The organism is Rhizobium sp. CRRU65 (assembly GCF_048551595.1).
In the GTDB taxonomy this organism is placed as follows: Bacteria; Pseudomonadota; Alphaproteobacteria; order Rhizobiales; family Rhizobiaceae; genus Rhizobium; species Rhizobium leguminosarum_J.
On sequence record NZ_JBLYZH010000021.1, the window covers coordinates 61,671 to 76,673 of the forward strand.

13 protein-coding genes and 1 pseudogene are annotated in these 15,003 nt (G+C 63.0%); 9 read left to right on the forward strand and 5 right to left on the reverse strand.

The annotated features are described in order from the left end of the window. Window position 1 precedes the first annotated feature (1 nt). From ACM5SV_RS31820 to ACM5SV_RS31860, 9 genes and pseudogenes are all read left to right on the forward strand, one after another. Window positions 2-1,399: an LLM class flavin-dependent oxidoreductase gene (locus ACM5SV_RS31820; RefSeq protein ID WP_017997203.1), complete on the forward strand. Its 1,398-nt coding sequence runs from the start codon at window positions 2-4 to the stop codon at window positions 1,397-1,399. A gap of 220 nt (window positions 1,400-1,619) precedes the next feature. Further along, on the forward strand, window positions 1,620-3,230 hold the full coding sequence (locus ACM5SV_RS31825) for an ABC transporter substrate-binding protein (protein WP_017997204.1): 1,611 nt from the start codon (window positions 1,620-1,622) through the stop codon (window positions 3,228-3,230). A 40-nt stretch (window positions 3,231-3,270) separates the two neighbouring features. Next, window positions 3,271-4,260 (forward strand): ABC transporter permease, encoded by a 990-nt coding sequence (locus tag ACM5SV_RS31830; protein WP_017997205.1) that lies wholly within the window; start codon window positions 3,271-3,273, stop codon window positions 4,258-4,260. Beyond that, window positions 4,257-5,081 (forward strand): ABC transporter permease, encoded by an 825-nt coding sequence (locus ACM5SV_RS31835; RefSeq protein WP_017997206.1) that lies wholly within the window; start codon window positions 4,257-4,259, stop codon window positions 5,079-5,081. Before ACM5SV_RS31830 ends, ACM5SV_RS31835 begins: the two co-directional genes overlap by 4 nt. Continuing rightward, window positions 5,078-5,866: an ABC transporter ATP-binding protein gene (locus ACM5SV_RS31840; protein WP_017997207.1), complete on the forward strand. Its 789-nt coding sequence runs from the start codon at window positions 5,078-5,080 to the stop codon at window positions 5,864-5,866. Before ACM5SV_RS31835 ends, ACM5SV_RS31840 begins: the two co-directional genes overlap by 4 nt. Continuing rightward, window positions 5,863-6,642 (forward strand): ABC transporter ATP-binding protein, encoded by a 780-nt coding sequence (locus ACM5SV_RS31845; protein WP_017997208.1) that lies wholly within the window; start codon window positions 5,863-5,865, stop codon window positions 6,640-6,642. Before ACM5SV_RS31840 ends, ACM5SV_RS31845 begins: the two co-directional genes overlap by 4 nt. 11 nt (window positions 6,643-6,653) lie before the next feature. Next, window positions 6,654-7,748: a pyridoxal-phosphate-dependent aminotransferase family protein gene (locus tag ACM5SV_RS31850; RefSeq protein WP_012760039.1), complete on the forward strand. Its 1,095-nt coding sequence runs from the start codon at window positions 6,654-6,656 to the stop codon at window positions 7,746-7,748. Between the two features lie 71 nt (window positions 7,749-7,819). Beyond that, window positions 7,820-8,683 (forward strand): glycerophosphodiester phosphodiesterase, encoded by an 864-nt coding sequence (locus tag ACM5SV_RS31855; RefSeq protein WP_172643745.1) that lies wholly within the window; start codon window positions 7,820-7,822, stop codon window positions 8,681-8,683. Window positions 8,684-8,814: 131 nt separating this feature from the next. Next, window positions 8,815-10,462: pseudogene (locus ACM5SV_RS31860) on the forward strand (diguanylate cyclase). Window positions 10,463-10,528: 66 nt separating this feature from the next. Here ACM5SV_RS31860 and ACM5SV_RS31865 read toward each other — a convergent pair. From ACM5SV_RS31865 to ACM5SV_RS31885, 5 genes are read right to left on the reverse strand one after another with little or no spacing between them, the layout of a single operon-like run. Next, a complete protein-coding gene (locus tag ACM5SV_RS31865; RefSeq protein WP_017997211.1) occupies window positions 10,529-11,338 on the reverse strand; it encodes an inositol monophosphatase family protein in 810 nt (269 codons plus the stop codon). After that, complete coding sequence (locus ACM5SV_RS31870) at window positions 11,338-12,342, reverse strand: LacI family DNA-binding transcriptional regulator (RefSeq protein WP_012760035.1); 1,005 nt, start codon at window positions 12,340-12,342, stop codon at window positions 11,338-11,340. The genes ACM5SV_RS31865 and ACM5SV_RS31870 overlap by 1 nt, the downstream gene beginning before the upstream one ends. Continuing rightward, entirely contained in the window at window positions 12,326-13,105 is a 780-nt protein-coding gene (locus tag ACM5SV_RS31875; protein WP_017997212.1) for a glycerophosphodiester phosphodiesterase, read from the reverse strand. Before ACM5SV_RS31875 ends, ACM5SV_RS31870 begins: the two co-directional genes overlap by 17 nt. Beyond that, entirely contained in the window at window positions 13,105-14,160 is a 1,056-nt protein-coding gene (locus tag ACM5SV_RS31880; RefSeq protein ID WP_017997213.1) for an ABC transporter ATP-binding protein, read from the reverse strand. Before ACM5SV_RS31880 ends, ACM5SV_RS31875 begins: the two co-directional genes overlap by 1 nt. Beyond that, window positions 14,160-15,002 carry a carbohydrate ABC transporter permease gene (locus ACM5SV_RS31885; RefSeq protein WP_026154681.1) on the reverse strand — a complete coding sequence of 281 codons (843 nt, stop codon included), beginning with the start codon at window positions 15,000-15,002 and terminating at the stop codon, window positions 14,160-14,162. The genes ACM5SV_RS31880 and ACM5SV_RS31885 overlap by 1 nt, the downstream gene beginning before the upstream one ends. Window position 15,003: the final 1 nt, after the last annotated feature.

Genomic DNA, 15,003 nt, shown 5'->3' on the forward strand with positions numbered 1-15,003 from the left:
CATGACCCGCGAAATCAGGCTGAACGCCTTCGACATGAATTGCGTCGGACACCAGTCGCCGGGGCTCTGGCGCCATCCGCGCGACAAGTCCTGGACCTATAAGGATCTCGACTACTGGGTGCATCTGGCAAAGACGCTGGAGCGCGGCAAGTTCGATGGGCTGTTCATCGCCGACGTGCTCGGTGTCTACGATGTGCTGAACGGCAATGTCGATGCCGCACTTCGCCATTCGGCGCAGGTGCCGGTCAATGATCCGCTGCAACTGATCCCAACCATGGCCTACGAGACCGAGCATCTTGGCTTCGGCCTCACGGCGTCGCTCTCCTTCGAGCACCCCTACACCTTCGCCCGCCGCATATCGACGCTCGACCATCTGACCAAGGGGCGCGTCGGCTGGAATATCGTCACCTCCTATCTCAACAGCGGCGCGCTCAATATCGGCCAGCCGGCGCAGACGAAGCATGATGACCGATACGACCTCGCCGAGGAATATCTCGAGGTCTGCTACAAGCTCTGGGAGGGAAGCTGGGAGGATGGCGCCGTCGTCCGCGACCGGGAAAGCGGTATCTTCACCCATCCTGACAAGGTCCACCCGATCCGCCATGCCGGCAAGCATTTCAACGTGCCCGGCATTCACTTGAGCGAGCCCTCGCCGCAGCGCACGCCAGTGCTCTATCAGGCCGGTGCTTCCAGCCGCGGCAAGGATTTCGCCGGCGCCCATGCCGAGTGCATCTTCGTCGCGTCGCCGTCGAAGCCTGTGCTGAAGCGTTATGTCGCCAATGTCCGCGAGGCGGCCGAACGGATCGGCCGCAACCCGCGCGAAATCCTTGCCTTCAACCTGCAGACCGTGATCCTCGGCGAAACGGATGCGGAGGCGCAGCGGAAGTTCAACGAATACCGCAAATACGCCTCCTTCGAGGGCGCGCTGACGCTGATCTCCGGCTGGACCGGCATCGATTTCGGCCAGTTCGGACCGGACGAGGTGCTGCGCCACCGCCATACCAATGCGGTGCAATCGGCCGTCGAAACCTTCACGACAATCGATCCCACCAAGGAATGGACAGTGCGCGAAATGGCCGATTGGGTCGGCATCGGCGGTTTCGGCCCTGTTTTCGTCGGCTCACCGCAAACGGTCGCCGATCTGATGCAGGAATGGATCGAGGATACCGATGTCGACGGCTTCAACCTCGCCTATGCCGTGACGCCCGAGAGTTTCGAGGATGCCGTCGATCTGCTGGTGCCGGAACTGCAAAAGCGCGGCGTCTACAAGACCGACTACGCCAAGGGGACGTTGCGGGAAAAGCTTGGGGGAGCGGGGCCGCGCCTTGTCGCGCCGCATCCGGGTGCTGCCTATCGTAATCTGGCGGGAGAACCGGTCAGGCTTGCCGCCGGCGGCTGACCGGCAGTGATTGATCACAGCGCCGCGCGTCTTTTTAGACGCGCAAAGGTCGCTGTAACACTTTGAATTGCTGCATAATTCCTTAGAATTATGCAGTGGCGAATGCGCACAGGGCAGAAAAATATCTCGCCCGGCTTGCGCATTTGAATTTAATATCCGTCGCAATGATCTTTTCGCTTCGAATATAGTCTGGCGAATTGTTCACCGACCAGGAGGGGTCATGACCGTATCATCTATCTCGCGGCGCACGCTGATGAAGGGCACTGCCCTGCTGCTTGCTTCGACGGCGCTCGCCCGACAGGCGCTTGCGCAAGCTGCTCCCGCCGGCGGCCGGCTGATCGTTGCGGCCGATTCCGAGCCGAAGAACCTCAATCCTGCGATCGTCGCCTCGAACGGCGTCTTCTTCGTCGCAAGCAAGGTGATCGAGCCGCTGGCCGAAGCGTCGTTCGACGGCAAGGACGGGCTTGCGCCGCGCCTTGCCACCTCCTGGGAGGGCTCGGATGACGGCCTCTCCGTCACCTTCAAGCTGCGCGACGGCGTCACCTGGCACGACGGCAAGCCGTTCACCTCAGTCGATGTCGCCTTCTCCGCGCTCAATATCTGGAAGCCGCTGCAGAATCTCGGCCGCCTGGTCTTCGCCAATCTCGAAGCCGTCGACACGCCCGACGATTACACCGCCATCTTCCGCTTCTCCAAGCCAACGCCGTTCCAATTGATCCGCAACGCGCTGCCTGTCGTCACCAGCGTCGTCGCCAAGCACATCTTCGACGGCACCGACATCGCCACCAACCCGGCCAACAACACGCTGATCGGCACCGGCCCGTTCAAGTTCGCCGAACACAAGCCTGGCGAATATTACCGGCTGGCGCGCAACGAGAATTATTGGGACAAGGACCAGCCGAAACTCGATGAGATCGTCTTCCGCGTGCTGCCCGATCGCGAAGCGGCGGGTTCGGCGCTCGAAGCCGAGGAAATCCAGCTTGCCGCCTTCTCGGCGGTGCCGCTGGCCGATCTCGACCGCATCTCGAAGGTCGCCGGCATCAAGGTGATTTCGAAGGGCTATGAGGCTTTGACCTATCAGCTCGTCGTCGAGATCAATCACCGCCGCAAGGAGTTGGCCGACCTCAGGGTCCGTCAGGCGATCGCGCAGGCGATCGACAAGAAATTCGTGGTCGACACGATCTTCCTCGGTTACGCCGCCGCCGCGACCGGCCCGGTGCCGAAGAATGCGCTGCAGTTTTATACGCCGGATGTCGCGGCCTATGATTTCAATCCGGCTGCGGCCAACGACATTCTCGACAAGGCCGGATATAAGCAGGGCCCTGATGGCAACCGCTTTACGCTGAAGCTCCGCCCCGCGCCCTATTTCAACGAGACCCGCCAGTTCGGCGATTATCTTCGCCAGGCGCTGGCCGTGATCGGCATCAATGCCGAGATCGTCAATGCCGATGCGGCCGCACACCAGAAGGCTGTTTATACCGACCACGACTTCGACCTCGCCGTCGGCCCACCGGTTTTCCGCGGCGATCCGGCGATCTCCACCACCATTCTCGTCCAGTCCGGCACCCCAGCCGGCGTGCCCTTTTCCAACCAGGGCGGCTACGTCAATCCGGAGCTCGACAAGATCATCAAGCAGGCCTCCGAAACCGTCGACACGGCGGCGCGCACCGATCTCTACCGCAAGTTCCAGCAGCTCGTCGTCGCTGACCTGCCGCTGATCAACGTCGCTGAATGGGGCTTCATAACCGTTGCGCGCGACACCGTGCTTAACGTCTCGAACAATCCGCGCTGGGCCGTCTCGAACTGGGGCGATACCGCGCTGCAATCGTGATAGGATCGGCGGCAATTCCCTTCCAGAGGCCCTGTCAGGCGTGAAACGAGCCATCATCCTCCTGAGGCGCAGGGCGATCAGTAGTATTCCGGTGCTGCTGATCGTGGTGATCTTCACCTTTTTCTTGCTTGAGTCAGCCTCGGGCGATGCGGTCGACGCCTATCTCGGCTCGATCGGCGGCGGCGATGCGGCACTTAGGCAGTCGCTGCGCGAGAGTTACGGTCTCGACCAGTCCATGCTTGCGCGCCTCTGGCTCTATCTCTCATCGCTGGCGCGGCTCAATCTCGGCTGGTCGGTCGCCTTCGGCCGGCCGGTTGGCGCGCTTATTGCCGAGCGCCTGCCCAATACGCTGCTCCTGATGGGCAGCGCCACCGCGCTCTCCTTCGGCCTCGGCTCGGCGCTGGGCATTCTTGCCGGCGCGCGGCCGGGCAGCATGCGCGATCGGCTGCTGTCGATCGGTTCGCTGATCGTCTATGCCATTCCAAGCTTCTGGCTCGGCCTGGTTCTGAGTATCGCCTTTTCGGTGAAGCTGCGCTGGTTTCCGATCGCCGGCGTCGAGACGATCGCTTCCGGCAAGACAGGATTTTCGCGCGCGCTCGATATCGCCGATCATCTCGTTCTGCCGGTCGGCGCGCTCGCCCTAATCTATCTCGCCTTGTTCCTGCGGGTGATGCGCAGCGGCATGGTCGAGGCGTGGAAGCTCGATTTCGTGCTCTTCGCCCGCGCCAAGGGCCTGTCGCGGAGCCGGATCGTGCTGCGCCACGTGGCGCGCAATGCGCTGCTGCCGCTCGTCACCATGCTCGGACTGCAATCGGCGGCGATGCTCGGCGGCAGCGTGGTGATCGAGAGCGTCTTTGCGATCCCGGGTTTCGGGCGTCTGGCGCAAGAGGCGGTCAATGGCCGCGACGCGCCGCTGTTGATGGGCATCGTCGTCACCAGCGCCGTCCTCGTCATTTCCGTCAATTTCCTCGTCGATCTCGTCTATGCAGCACTCGACCCGCGCATCGGCGCTTCGGAGGGCGGCACATGAGCCGCCTGCTGCGCACGCCGGAAGGCGTGATCGGGCTTGTGATCCTTCTCGTCCTGCTTTCGGCCGGGCTGCTCGCCCCTATCCTTTCACCGGGCGATCCACTGAAGATTGCCGGCCGTGCGCTGCTGACGCCCTTCACCGATCCGGCTTTTCCGCTCGGCACCGACCGGCTCGGCCGCGACGTGCTGGCGGGCCTGCTTTATGGCGCGCGGACCTCGCTGGCCGTTGGCCTTGCGGCAGCGTTTTCGGCCATGGTGCTTGGGCTCTGCGTCGGCATGGCCGCCGGTTTTGCCGGCGGGCTCGTCGACGAAGCGCTGATGCGCGTGGTCGACGCCTTCCAGATCGTGCCGGCTTTTCTGCTTGCCCTTGCCTTCGTCAGCACCATCGGCGTCTCGACGCCTGTCGTCGTCATTGCCATTGCGCTCGGCACCTGGGCCGATCCGGCGCGGCTGACGCGAGCGCAGGTGCTTGCCATCCGCGAGCAGGATTACGTCGCCTCGGCAAGGGTGATCGGCATGCATCCGGCCGAGATCGCCTTCCGGGAAATCCTGCCGAACGCGCTGCCGCCGGTGCTGGCGCTCTCCGCCACCATCGTCGCCGGCGCGATCCTCACCGAGGCAGCGCTGTCCTTCCTTGGCCTCGGCAACCCCAATATCGCCACCTGGGGTTCGATGATCGCCGAGGGCCGCAGCGTGCTGCGCTCGGCATCCTATCTCTCCGTCATACCGGGCGCGGCGCTCGCCATCACCGTGCTCGGCGTCCATCTCTTCAGCGAGGGTCTCGGCAAGGCGCTCGGCGATAACGATGCGAGGGCGGCATGAGCGGCATCTTCTGCAGCCTGCGGCAGCTTTCAGTCACCTATGGGCGCGGCGCTGCTGCCGCGCTCGACAGTGTCGATCTCGATATCGCCGCCGGCGAAAGGCTGGCGATCATCGGCGAAAGCGGCTCCGGCAAGAGCACGCTCGCCCGCGCGCTTGCAGGCCTGCTGCCGGAGGGCGCTAAGGTCCGGGGCGAGATGCTCTGGCCTGCACTTGGCCATCCGCCTCGTCCCGGCCGCGATTTCGGCTTCGTCTTCCAGGATCCGGGCTCCAGCCTCAATCCCGTCCTGACGATCGGCGAGCAGATCGCCGAGGGCGCCAGGCGCCACCTCGGCCTCAGCTGGAAACAGGCCTATGCCAGGGCCGAAGAATTACTCGAGCGGGTACGGATACCGCAGCCCGACAAGGCGATGCGGGCCTTTCCGCATCAGCTTTCCGGCGGCCAGCGCCAACGCGTGGCGATTGCGGCGGCCATTGCCGCGAGGCCTGCGCTGCTGATCGCCGACGAGGCGACCAGCGCGCTGGACGTCGTCGTCCAGGCCGAGATCGTCCGGCTGCTCGACGGGCTGGTGCGCGAGGATGGCATGACGCTTCTCTTCATCACCCATGACATCGCGCTGGTCTCCGGCTTCGTCGATCGCATCGCCGTCTTCCGCAATGCGAGGCTAGTCGAGGCGGGCCCCGTCCGTTCGGTGCTTTCAGCGCCCAAGAGCGACTATACTGCCGCCCTCATCGCCAGCCATCGTGACCTCGCGACGCCGCCGCTGATCGCGGAGGAGCTACCATGAACGATGTGCTGCTTTCCGTCGAAAACCTGTCGAAAGGGTTTGCTTCTGCGGGCCGCCAGGTTGCCGCTCTCGACAATGTGTCGCTGACGATCGCGCCTGGGGAAACGCTCGGCCTCGTCGGCGCCTCCGGCAGCGGAAAATCGACGCTGTCGCGCATCCTGCTGCGGCTTGTTGCTGCCGATGCCGGCTCGATTCGCTTCGAGGGAGAGGATTGGCTCGCGCTGAATGGCGCGCCTTTACGCCGCCGGCGGGCGCGTATGCAGATGGTGTTTCAGGATCCGCTCGCCGCCTTCAATCCGTTGGCGAGCGTTAGTGCAGTGCTCGACGATCCGCTTCGCATCCACGGCGTCGCAAAAGACCGGCGCCCCGGCGAGATCGTCGATCTGCTAGAGCGTGTCGGCCTCACCGCCGATTATGCCGCCCGGCCGGTGCGTTCGCTCTCCGGCGGCCAGCGCCAGCGCGTGGCGATTGCGCGGGCGATTGCGACGCGGCCGTCGATGCTGGTGCTCGACGAGGCGGTCTCGGCGCTCGACGTCACCGTGCGTGGCAGGATCCTGGAGCTTCTGGTCGATCTGCAGAAAGAACAGGGCATTGCCTGTCTGTTCATTTCGCACGATCTGGCCGTGGTGCGCGCCGTTTCCCACCGCATCGCCGTTATCGATGGCGGACGGATCGTCGAGACCGGTCCGGCAGCGGCGGTCGTTGCCGCTCCGCAATCGGAGGCCGCCCGCGCGCTCGTGGGCGCCGTCCCCCGTCTCGTGACCGATCTTTGCTGAAGGAAGTATCCATGTCCGATCTTGGTTGGAATCCCCTGCATGCCGTGCCCTCCTATCCCGCGGAGCGCTACGCCGTCCTTGCCGACAGGATCGGCGACATATTGTGCAGCCGCAACGATATATTACTGGTGCAGGCCGAGGCGGTGGTGGCGCTGGAGGCGGCGGCGCTCAGCCTTGCGCGCCCCGGCCTTTCAGCACTCAACATCATCACCAGTCCCTATGGCGGCTGGTTCGGTCAATGGCTGCGGCGGGGTGGCGCGTCGGTCGCTGATATCGTCGCCGAACCGGGCCTGCCGATCGAGATCGAAACAGTCGCCAAAGCGCTCCAGACAGGTCCGAAGATCGATGTTCTCGCGCTGGTGCACGCGGAATCCGCAAGCGGCATTCTCAACCCCCTGCCCGAGATCTTGGCGCTTGCCCGGGCTCGCGGCGTCGTCACGGTTGTCGACGCGGTCGCATCGGTCGGCGGCCATCAGCTCGATGTCGACGGTCTCGGCATCGACATCGCCGTGATCGGGCCACAGAAGGCGCTCGGCGGTCCGGCTGGCGTGTCCGCGCTTTCGGTCAGCGGCAGGGCCTGGGATTTGATCCTCAGTGACGGCGCACCGCGCGATTCGATCTTGTCTTTGGCCGATCTGAAGAGCTGGATCGACGGCGGCCGGCGTGGCCTGCCGGGAACACCGGCGTCGCTGGAATTCTTCGCGCTGGAGACAGCGCTCGACCGCATCGAGGCCGAGGGTCTGGAGAATGTGGTCGCTCGCCATGCGCTGGCGGCATCGGCGACGCGAGCGGGGCTTGCCGCGCTCGGTGCCCCGGGATGGGTGCCGGCAGTAAAGGCGTCGAACCTGGTCACGGCAGTGCCGGTGCCGGAGGCGCTCGCGCCTGCCGCGCTGATCGCAGCTGCCGGGCAGCTCGGGGTCGAGCTGAGCGAAGGCGTTGGAACAGCGCCGGCCCGTCTCGTGCGGCTGAACCACACGGGTTCGCGCGCCGCATTCCAGACGGTGCTGTCGAATGTCGTGGCGTATGGCGCCGCTCTCAGGCAGGCAGGCCATCCCTCGGATATATCAGCCGCCTCGGAGGCAATATCCGCAGCCTACAGTCGATGAAAGCCGTATTCGGCCCTTGATAATCATGGTTCATCAAGGCAGGAGAGTAGTATCGCGGAGACTTGGTGCAGATGACAAGATTGCTGGATGCGCAGGGCCTGGAGATTTCACATGAGGGGCACCGGACCCGCCTGAAATGGCACCGGTTGCGCAAACGGTTTGCCGATCCGTTGTTCTCAGCCGAAGTGATGGCGGAGGGATTTGCAGCAGGCGCTTCGATGGAGCTCGATCTGCGCGTACGTGCCGACGGCGGTTTCGTCGTGCTGCACGACAAGGATCTCGAAGGCGAGACGACAGGACATGGACCGGTCGCCGAAAAGAGTATCGGTGACCTCAGCGATATCAGGATGCAAGAGGGCGACCGGCCGCTGATCCTCAGCGAGGATCTTGCCGCCATGATGCAATCGACGCATCCAGCCGCACTGCTGCAATTCGACATGAAGGATGACTTTGAAGCGATCGGCGCCAAGGGCGTCGCGCATCTGGCCGCGCATTTTAGGGATATCGCCGCCTCGGTGATTGTCAGCGGCGACAGTCTCGACCTCATCATCGCGGTCAAGGAGAAGCTTCCCCATCTCCTGCGCGGCATCGATCCGACCAACAAGCTCTACGATATCAGGATGGCCAACGGCTGGAAGGCGGTCGAGACGGAACTGCGCGCTGACCTGCGCGGCCCGACTGAACCGGACACGATCTATCTGCACTGGCCGCTGATCCTTGATGCCGCCAATCAAGGTCTCGACTTGATCGCGCTCTGCCGGGACGAAGGCAAACGCGTTGATGCCTGGACCTTCACCCTGAAGGATCCGGAGGCCGGTTTCAGCGAAGAGGAATGGCGAGGCTTTTCAGCGCTGATGGCCCTGAAGCCGGATCAGATCACCACCGACGAGGCGCCGGCGACTGAACGCGGCTGGGGCCGCCGCATGGCGAATTAACCGGTGGGCGTTGGAGCATGATGCCGAAAAAGGTGTGAGAGGCTTTCGCTACCCTGTTTCTAGGTTTGTCGCCTGCTTTTTGCAGTTTGCATCATTTTAAACTTCTGATGCTATCCATAGCCAGCAGACAAATGTTGGTGTCCGATATGCAAATTGTTGATGCCGAAGCAAATACTCGACAAGCAAATTCCAGCTTACAGGAAGCGTGGCATCTTGGATGTACAGGCCGTTCGGTTGAGGCCCTCACGCTGGCCGGCAAAATTCTTGTTGATGCCAAGGCGCGGGGCGACGATCGGCTCGCCGCGCAATGCGACACCGATATTGCCTGGTACTGTTTTCAAATCGGCAAGGCCGAACTTGGGCTGACGCATGTCCGGCGGGCGATAGACTTCTGGAAATTGCACGGGGAGCGCAAAGAGGAAGCCTGTGCCCGGGCCTATTTCGGATGGTTGCTCTTGGAACTGGGCTTGCCGGAGGAAGCGATCGAAGAAGCGACCCGCGCGTTGGATCTGGCCGACAAGGCCGCGGATCCGAAAGCACAAAGCCTGGCCACCAACGTCATAGGGATTATCTTCTGGTGCAACAAACAGCCCGACCGGGCCATCTTGATGAGCGAGAGATCTGTCGAACTCGCCAGATCGATTGGCAATAAGAACTATGAATGCTGGTGGCTTATCAATCTCGGCGGCGCTCATTCGGAAGGTGGATATATCGCGCGGGCGCTCGGCCAGCCGGAGGAAGAACACCAGATGCTGGTCAGGGCGCTGGCACTGACCGAACAGGCGCTCGACATCGCAATCGAGATCGGCGACAGCTGGGCCGCTCGCCTCTGTCTCGGCAACCAAGCCGAATTCTACAGCCACCTGGGCGAGCATGAGAAGGCGCTCCAGTGCATGGCCCGCTATCGGCTGTTTCAAGAGAACAGCTATGTCAGGGACAGGCAGCAATATCTCTACACTTTGGGCCAGATCTACAACAATTCCGGAAAATTCACCGAAGCCCTGTCGCCGCTGCTCGAGGCGGTGGAGCTGATCGACGCCGGCGGCAGTTTCGATTCCTATGTCCAGATCTATCTTTATCTGTCGCAGGCCTATGAGGGGCTGGGACAGTTCGATCCGGCGCTGGCGGCCCATAAAAAATACCACCAAGCCTATTTGCGCAATAGCGCCGAGAGTACGCAGCGACGCGCACGTCTCGCTGAAATCTACTATGAAACCAAACGGTTCAAGGAAGTTGCCGAAACGGAGTCGAAGCGCGCAGAAACGCTGGAGGCATCCTATCAGAAATTGCAGGAGCAAACCGATCTCCTTGCAAATGCCGTCTATCTGGACGCACTGACCGGGCTCTATAATCGCAAATATCTCGACAGCCGCTTTAAAGCGCTGACATCTGAGAAGCGTCCATATTCGATCGCGATGCTGGATGTCGATCACTTCAAGTCGATCAACGACGACTTCTCTCACATGATCGGTGACCGGGTCCTGAGTGCCATTGGAACCATATTGCGCAGCCAGTTGCGCGTTACCGATCAGGCAATTCGGTTTGGCGGCGAGGAATTCGTCGTCCTGTTCGCCGGCGCTCCCCGAGGGGCCGCAGATCTCTGCGAGAGGCTGCGTTCAGCCATTGAACGATGGGATTGGTCTGAGATCTGCAACGGGCTGCACGTCACGATCAGCATAGGTGTCGCCGTCTGCCAAGTCTCCGAACGAGATTTTGGCGATCGCTGATCAGAATCTCTATGCGGCGAAAAAGACCGGTCGCAATCGCGTTGTTGCGTAACGGGCGTTCCGGGCAAAGTTCGCAGTCTCAGAAATCGGGCGGATCCCGTCGCCGGGAGTGGTCTATCTATAGCCCCTCGATGTCGAGGATGAACGCGAACTCGCCAGCAAGCCCCGGCGAGTAGGCGATGACAGGTCCGCCCTGCGCAAGCAGCCTCTCGACCGGCGGCATCGCCACCGCAGCGCCGGCCTCTTCGGCGATCAACGCGCCGGCGAGCATGTCCCAAGCATTGAGGTGGCGTTCGTAATAGAGATCGGCAGCACCCTCGGCGACACGAACGAGGTCGATCGCGGCCGCACCCGTGCGGCGATAATCCATGCCGCGTTCGTGAAGCCGTTTGGAGAGCGCAAGATAGTCGTCGAAGCTCGTCTTGCGGGAATGGCCGAGAATGACAAGCGCATTTGCCGGATCGGCGGTCGCAGCCGCATGCACCGGCAAACCGTCCTTAAAGGCGCCGCCGCCGCGGACGGCGTGAAAGACCTTGTCGCCGGCGGCGTCGTAGACCACGCCGATCTCGACCTGTCCGCCGACGACAAAGGCGATCGAAACGCCCCAGTGCCGGAAGCCTCTGATATAGTTGGTCGTGCCGTCGATCGGATCGACGACCCAGGTGCCGCCCTTACCCGATCGTCCGCCACTCTCTTCGCCCATGAAAGTGTCATCCGGAAAGCGCGAGAGCAGCCCTTCGCGGATCGCCTGCTCGGCCCTCCTGTCGGCAACGGTGACGAAATCCTGCAATCCCTTGTTCTCGACGGCAAGCGCGCCGGGGTCGGAATCGTGCCGAAACCGGGCCGTCTCCCGTCCGACATCGAGGGCAACGGTGATGGCGACCTCCGCCCGTGCGCGGATGGCGGCGGCGTCGAATACGGAGTTCATCAGGCAGTCCTTCTTCTGATCAGTGTCACCGGCGTGAATTCGACACGCGCCGTCAGGTCCGGCTCGACGATGCGGCTCATCAGCAGGTCGACCGTCTTTTCGGCCTGGACGTCGCAGGGTTGGCGGATGGTCGTGAGATCATAGGCCGCCCAGCTCGCCTGAGGAATGTCGTCATGGCCGATGATGGAGAGCGGCGGCGCATCCTCGCGGCCGCGGCCCTGCATGATGCGATCGACCACGCCGCAGGCCATGTAGTCGTTGGCGCAGAACAGCCCGTCGATGCCGGATGCGGCAAGTTCGGTTGCAGCATCGTACCCGCTCCGGTAGTCGTTGATCCTGACCTGCAGAAACTGCGCCTCGACGCCGAGCTGCTTGCAGCGTGCGATGAAGGCCTCGCTGCGCCGCCGCGCCGTATAGGATATGGCAGGGGCAGCCATCACGGCGGGCTTTCGCACGCCGCTGTCGATCAGGTGGGTGGCGGCGAGATGGCCGGCCATGCGGTCGTCGGAGATGATGCGGTCGACGAAGGGAATGTCGTTGCCCTTGTTGATCAGCACGATCGGCACACCCTCGGCCGCGCACTGCTCGCAGATCTCGGTCGGCGGTGCGTCCGAGGTGACGATGACGCCTGATACGGCGTAATGCAGCAGCTGGCCAATGACCGTCGAAGTATCAGCCTCCGGCGAGGTCGGCAGTAGGATGGGGCGGAAATTGCGGGCGAGCAGCACTCTTGCCAGGTTTTCGATTTGCAGCGTGCGGAACGGATTGTCGAGGCCGGCAGCGACAAGGCCGACGAGATCGGAGCGTTTGTTGGTGAGGCTTCGGGCAAGATAGTTGACCCGGTAGCCAAGTTCCTTGGCGGCCTGATAGACCTTCTCGCGCGTCTTCGGCGAGACGCTGGCATCCGGCGTGAAGGCGCGCGACACGGCAGCGCGCGAGACGCCGGCCACACGCGCCACGTCGAAGGAGGTTACCTTGCGCGGTCCCTTATCCCTGTCTGCCAATTGCTTTTTCCTTAGCCGCAGGCGGCCGCATCAGATCGGGTAGATCCGTGCAGATGCCGAGAACCGGAAGCTTCATGAGGTCATCGAGGATGGCCGGCCGTTCCTCGTGCCAGAGCACGATCTCGCGGCCAGCCTCGAAGGCGCGGCGCATCAACACCTCGCTCACCAGATCCTGCGGACGTTCGCCTGCCCTCTCCCAGCACAGATGCAGGATATCGGCGCCGGCCTCGTCGCCGAGCGCGTGCGGATCGTGGCCGACCCGGATCAGCACCGAAAGCGGAAAATCGCAGGCCGCGTCGCGAAGTTCGCGCACCTGTGCCGTGTCGAAGGAGCCGAGACAGGCGAAACGCTGGTTCATCTCGACAAGGTGCTGCCAGCAGCGCAGGCCGGTTCCAGGCGCCTTCAGCTCGACATAGAGACCGGTTCCGGTCTCGCGGCCGAGTGCGGCCACCTCCGAAAAACTCGGCACGTCGACGCCGTCGAGGCGGGCGAGCTCTGCCGCCGTCATTTCGGAAATGCGGCGGTCGATGCCGAAGACACGCTCGAGATGGTCGTCATGCGAGACGACGACTACGCCGTCCTTGGTCAGCTGCGTGTCGAGCTCCCACATTTCCGCGCCGAGTTCGGCGGCACGGCGGAAAGCGGCTATTGTATTCTCGCGTTCATGGCCACTGGCGCCGCGATGGCCGATGCAGAAGGGAAGCCGGCCCTTGGCCGTTGGCCAACCGTAACGCTGGAAGAATACCGAGAAATCGCGGGTCATCAGAGCCTCCTGCCATTTTCGTCGAAAACGAATATGCCGCGGCTGTCGATCGCCCAGCGGACGTCGTCGCCGACGTGAACATCGCTACGCACCGGCTGGATCGAACGCAACAGCGGTCCGCCGGCAAGAGCCACGTCGTAGAGGTTCTCGCGGCCCTGCGTTTCGGCGAAGGTGACCTTGCCCGGGACGGCGATGTCGCCTGCCGGCGTGAAATGCTCGGGCCGGACGCCGAGCATCAGCTTGGTACCTTCGGCGGCACCGACGGTATCGGGCAGCGGCACGCGGATCTCGCTTTGCGGGATTGTGAATGCGCCCTTGTCCACGATGCCGCGCAGGAAGGTGATAGGCGGATTGCCGAGAAAGCCGGCGACGAAGGCGGTCTTCGGATCATTGTACATTTCGGCCGGCGTGGCGATCTGGACGATCTCGCCCTCCTTCATGATGGCGATGCGGTCGCACATGCTCATCGCCTCCACCTGGTCGTGGGTGACGAGAATGGCGGTAATGCCGGTTTCGCGCTGCAGGCGGCGGATTTCCGATCGCATTTCGAGGCGCAGCTTGGCGTCGAGATTGGCGAGCGGCTCGTCGAGCAGCAGCACATCGGGCTTGCGGATCAGCGCGCGCGCCAGGGCGACGCGCTGCTGCTGGCCGCCGGAAAGCTCGGCCGGCCTGCGGCCCATCAAGTTACCGATCTGAACGAGAGCCGCGATACGGTCGACCTCCTTGCGGATCTCGCCAGCCGGCATGCCCTTCACCTTCAGCGGAAAGCCGATGTTCTCGGTAACCGTCATGTGCGGATAGAGCGCATAGGACTGGAAAACGACGCCGACATTGCGAGCCTGGCTCGGCAGGTCGGTGACGTCGCGGTCGCCGAAGAGGATGCGTCCGCCGCTTGGCCGATGGATGCCGCAGACGGAAAACAGCGTCGTCGATTTGCCGCAGCCGGAAGGACCGAGCAGCGCCAGCATCTCGCCGTTGCCGACTTCGAGGGTCATGTTCTCGATGACCTTGGTGGAGCCGAAGCTCTTCGAAAAATTGTCGAGGAGGATTCGCATCAGCCTTTGCTCCCGCCGCCATAGATGTTCATGAGGTATTTGTTGAAGAGCGCGTAAACGATCAGCACCGGAACGAGGTAGAAGACGCCGACGGCTTTGAACATGTTGAAATCATAGTTGTTGTCGTCGGCGAGGAAGGCCGCGAGATAGACCGAAAGCACCTGCACCTGATTACCAGGTGCCAGCACCTGCGGCAGGATGAACTCGCCCCAGCCGGAGAGGAAAGAGAAGAGGCCAAGCGCCATGATGCCGGGCTTGACCTGCGGCAGCACGAGGCTGCGCCAGACCCGGAAGCGCGAGGCGCCGTCGACGACGCCGGCCATTTCGATTTCCCAGGGCACGGTGTCGTAAAAGCCCTTCATCAACCAGATGCCGAGCGGCAGGTCGATCGCCGCCTTTACCAGGATGACGCCGATCAGCGAATTGTAGAGACCGATCATCTGCAGCACGATGAAGATGGCGATGATCAGCGTCACCGACGGGAAGGCATGCAGGACCATGACGCCGGCGAGGAAGAAGCCGCGTGCCGGGACGTTCAGTCGCGATAGCACGTAGCCCGCCATCGACGAGACGATGAGCACGAGGCTGGTGGTGCAGGCCGCAAACAGCAGCGTATTCACGGTCACCTGCCAGATGTTCGCCTTGCCCTCCGTCGTCTGCCAGAGGAAGCGCCAGTGGTCGAGCGTCAAGCCGGAGGGCAGCAGTGCGTCCGCCTGCTTCACGGTCACCGTGTCGAGGAAGAGATAGACATACATCAGGAGCAGCGGCAGGCTGACGATGGTCAGCGCCGTTATGACAGGCCAGCTGCGGTAGTTTGCCGAGGGCTGCGATCGTTCGGCCATG

Bases quoted from the DNA above. Each gene is read 5' to 3' on its own strand.
- ACM5SV_RS31820 (WP_017997203.1), top strand. From the start codon at position 2: ATGACCCGCGAAATCAGGCTGAACGCCTTCGACATGAATTGCGTCGGA.
- ACM5SV_RS31825 (WP_017997204.1), top strand. From the start codon at position 1,620: ATGACCGTATCATCTATCTCGCGGCGCACGCTGATGAAGGGCACTGCC.
- ACM5SV_RS31835 (WP_017997206.1), top strand. From the start codon at position 4,257: ATGAGCCGCCTGCTGCGCACGCCGGAAGGCGTGATCGGGCTTGTGATC.
- ACM5SV_RS31840 (WP_017997207.1), top strand. From the start codon at position 5,078: ATGAGCGGCATCTTCTGCAGCCTGCGGCAGCTTTCAGTCACCTATGGG.
- ACM5SV_RS31845 (WP_017997208.1), top strand. From the start codon at position 5,863: ATGAACGATGTGCTGCTTTCCGTCGAAAACCTGTCGAAAGGGTTTGCT.
- ACM5SV_RS31850 (WP_012760039.1), top strand. From the start codon at position 6,654: ATGTCCGATCTTGGTTGGAATCCCCTGCATGCCGTGCCCTCCTATCCC.
- ACM5SV_RS31855 (WP_172643745.1), top strand. From the start codon at position 7,820: ATGACAAGATTGCTGGATGCGCAGGGCCTGGAGATTTCACATGAGGGG.
- ACM5SV_RS31865 (WP_017997211.1), bottom strand. From the start codon at position 11,338: ATGAACTCCGTATTCGACGCCGCCGCCATCCGCGCACGGGCGGAGGTC.
- ACM5SV_RS31875 (WP_017997212.1), bottom strand. From the start codon at position 13,105: ATGACCCGCGATTTCTCGGTATTCTTCCAGCGTTACGGTTGGCCAACG.
- ACM5SV_RS31880 (WP_017997213.1), bottom strand. From the start codon at position 14,160: ATGCGAATCCTCCTCGACAATTTTTCGAAGAGCTTCGGCTCCACCAAG.
- ACM5SV_RS31885 (WP_026154681.1), bottom strand. From the start codon at position 15,002: ATGGCCGAACGATCGCAGCCCTCGGCAAACTACCGCAGCTGGCCTGTC.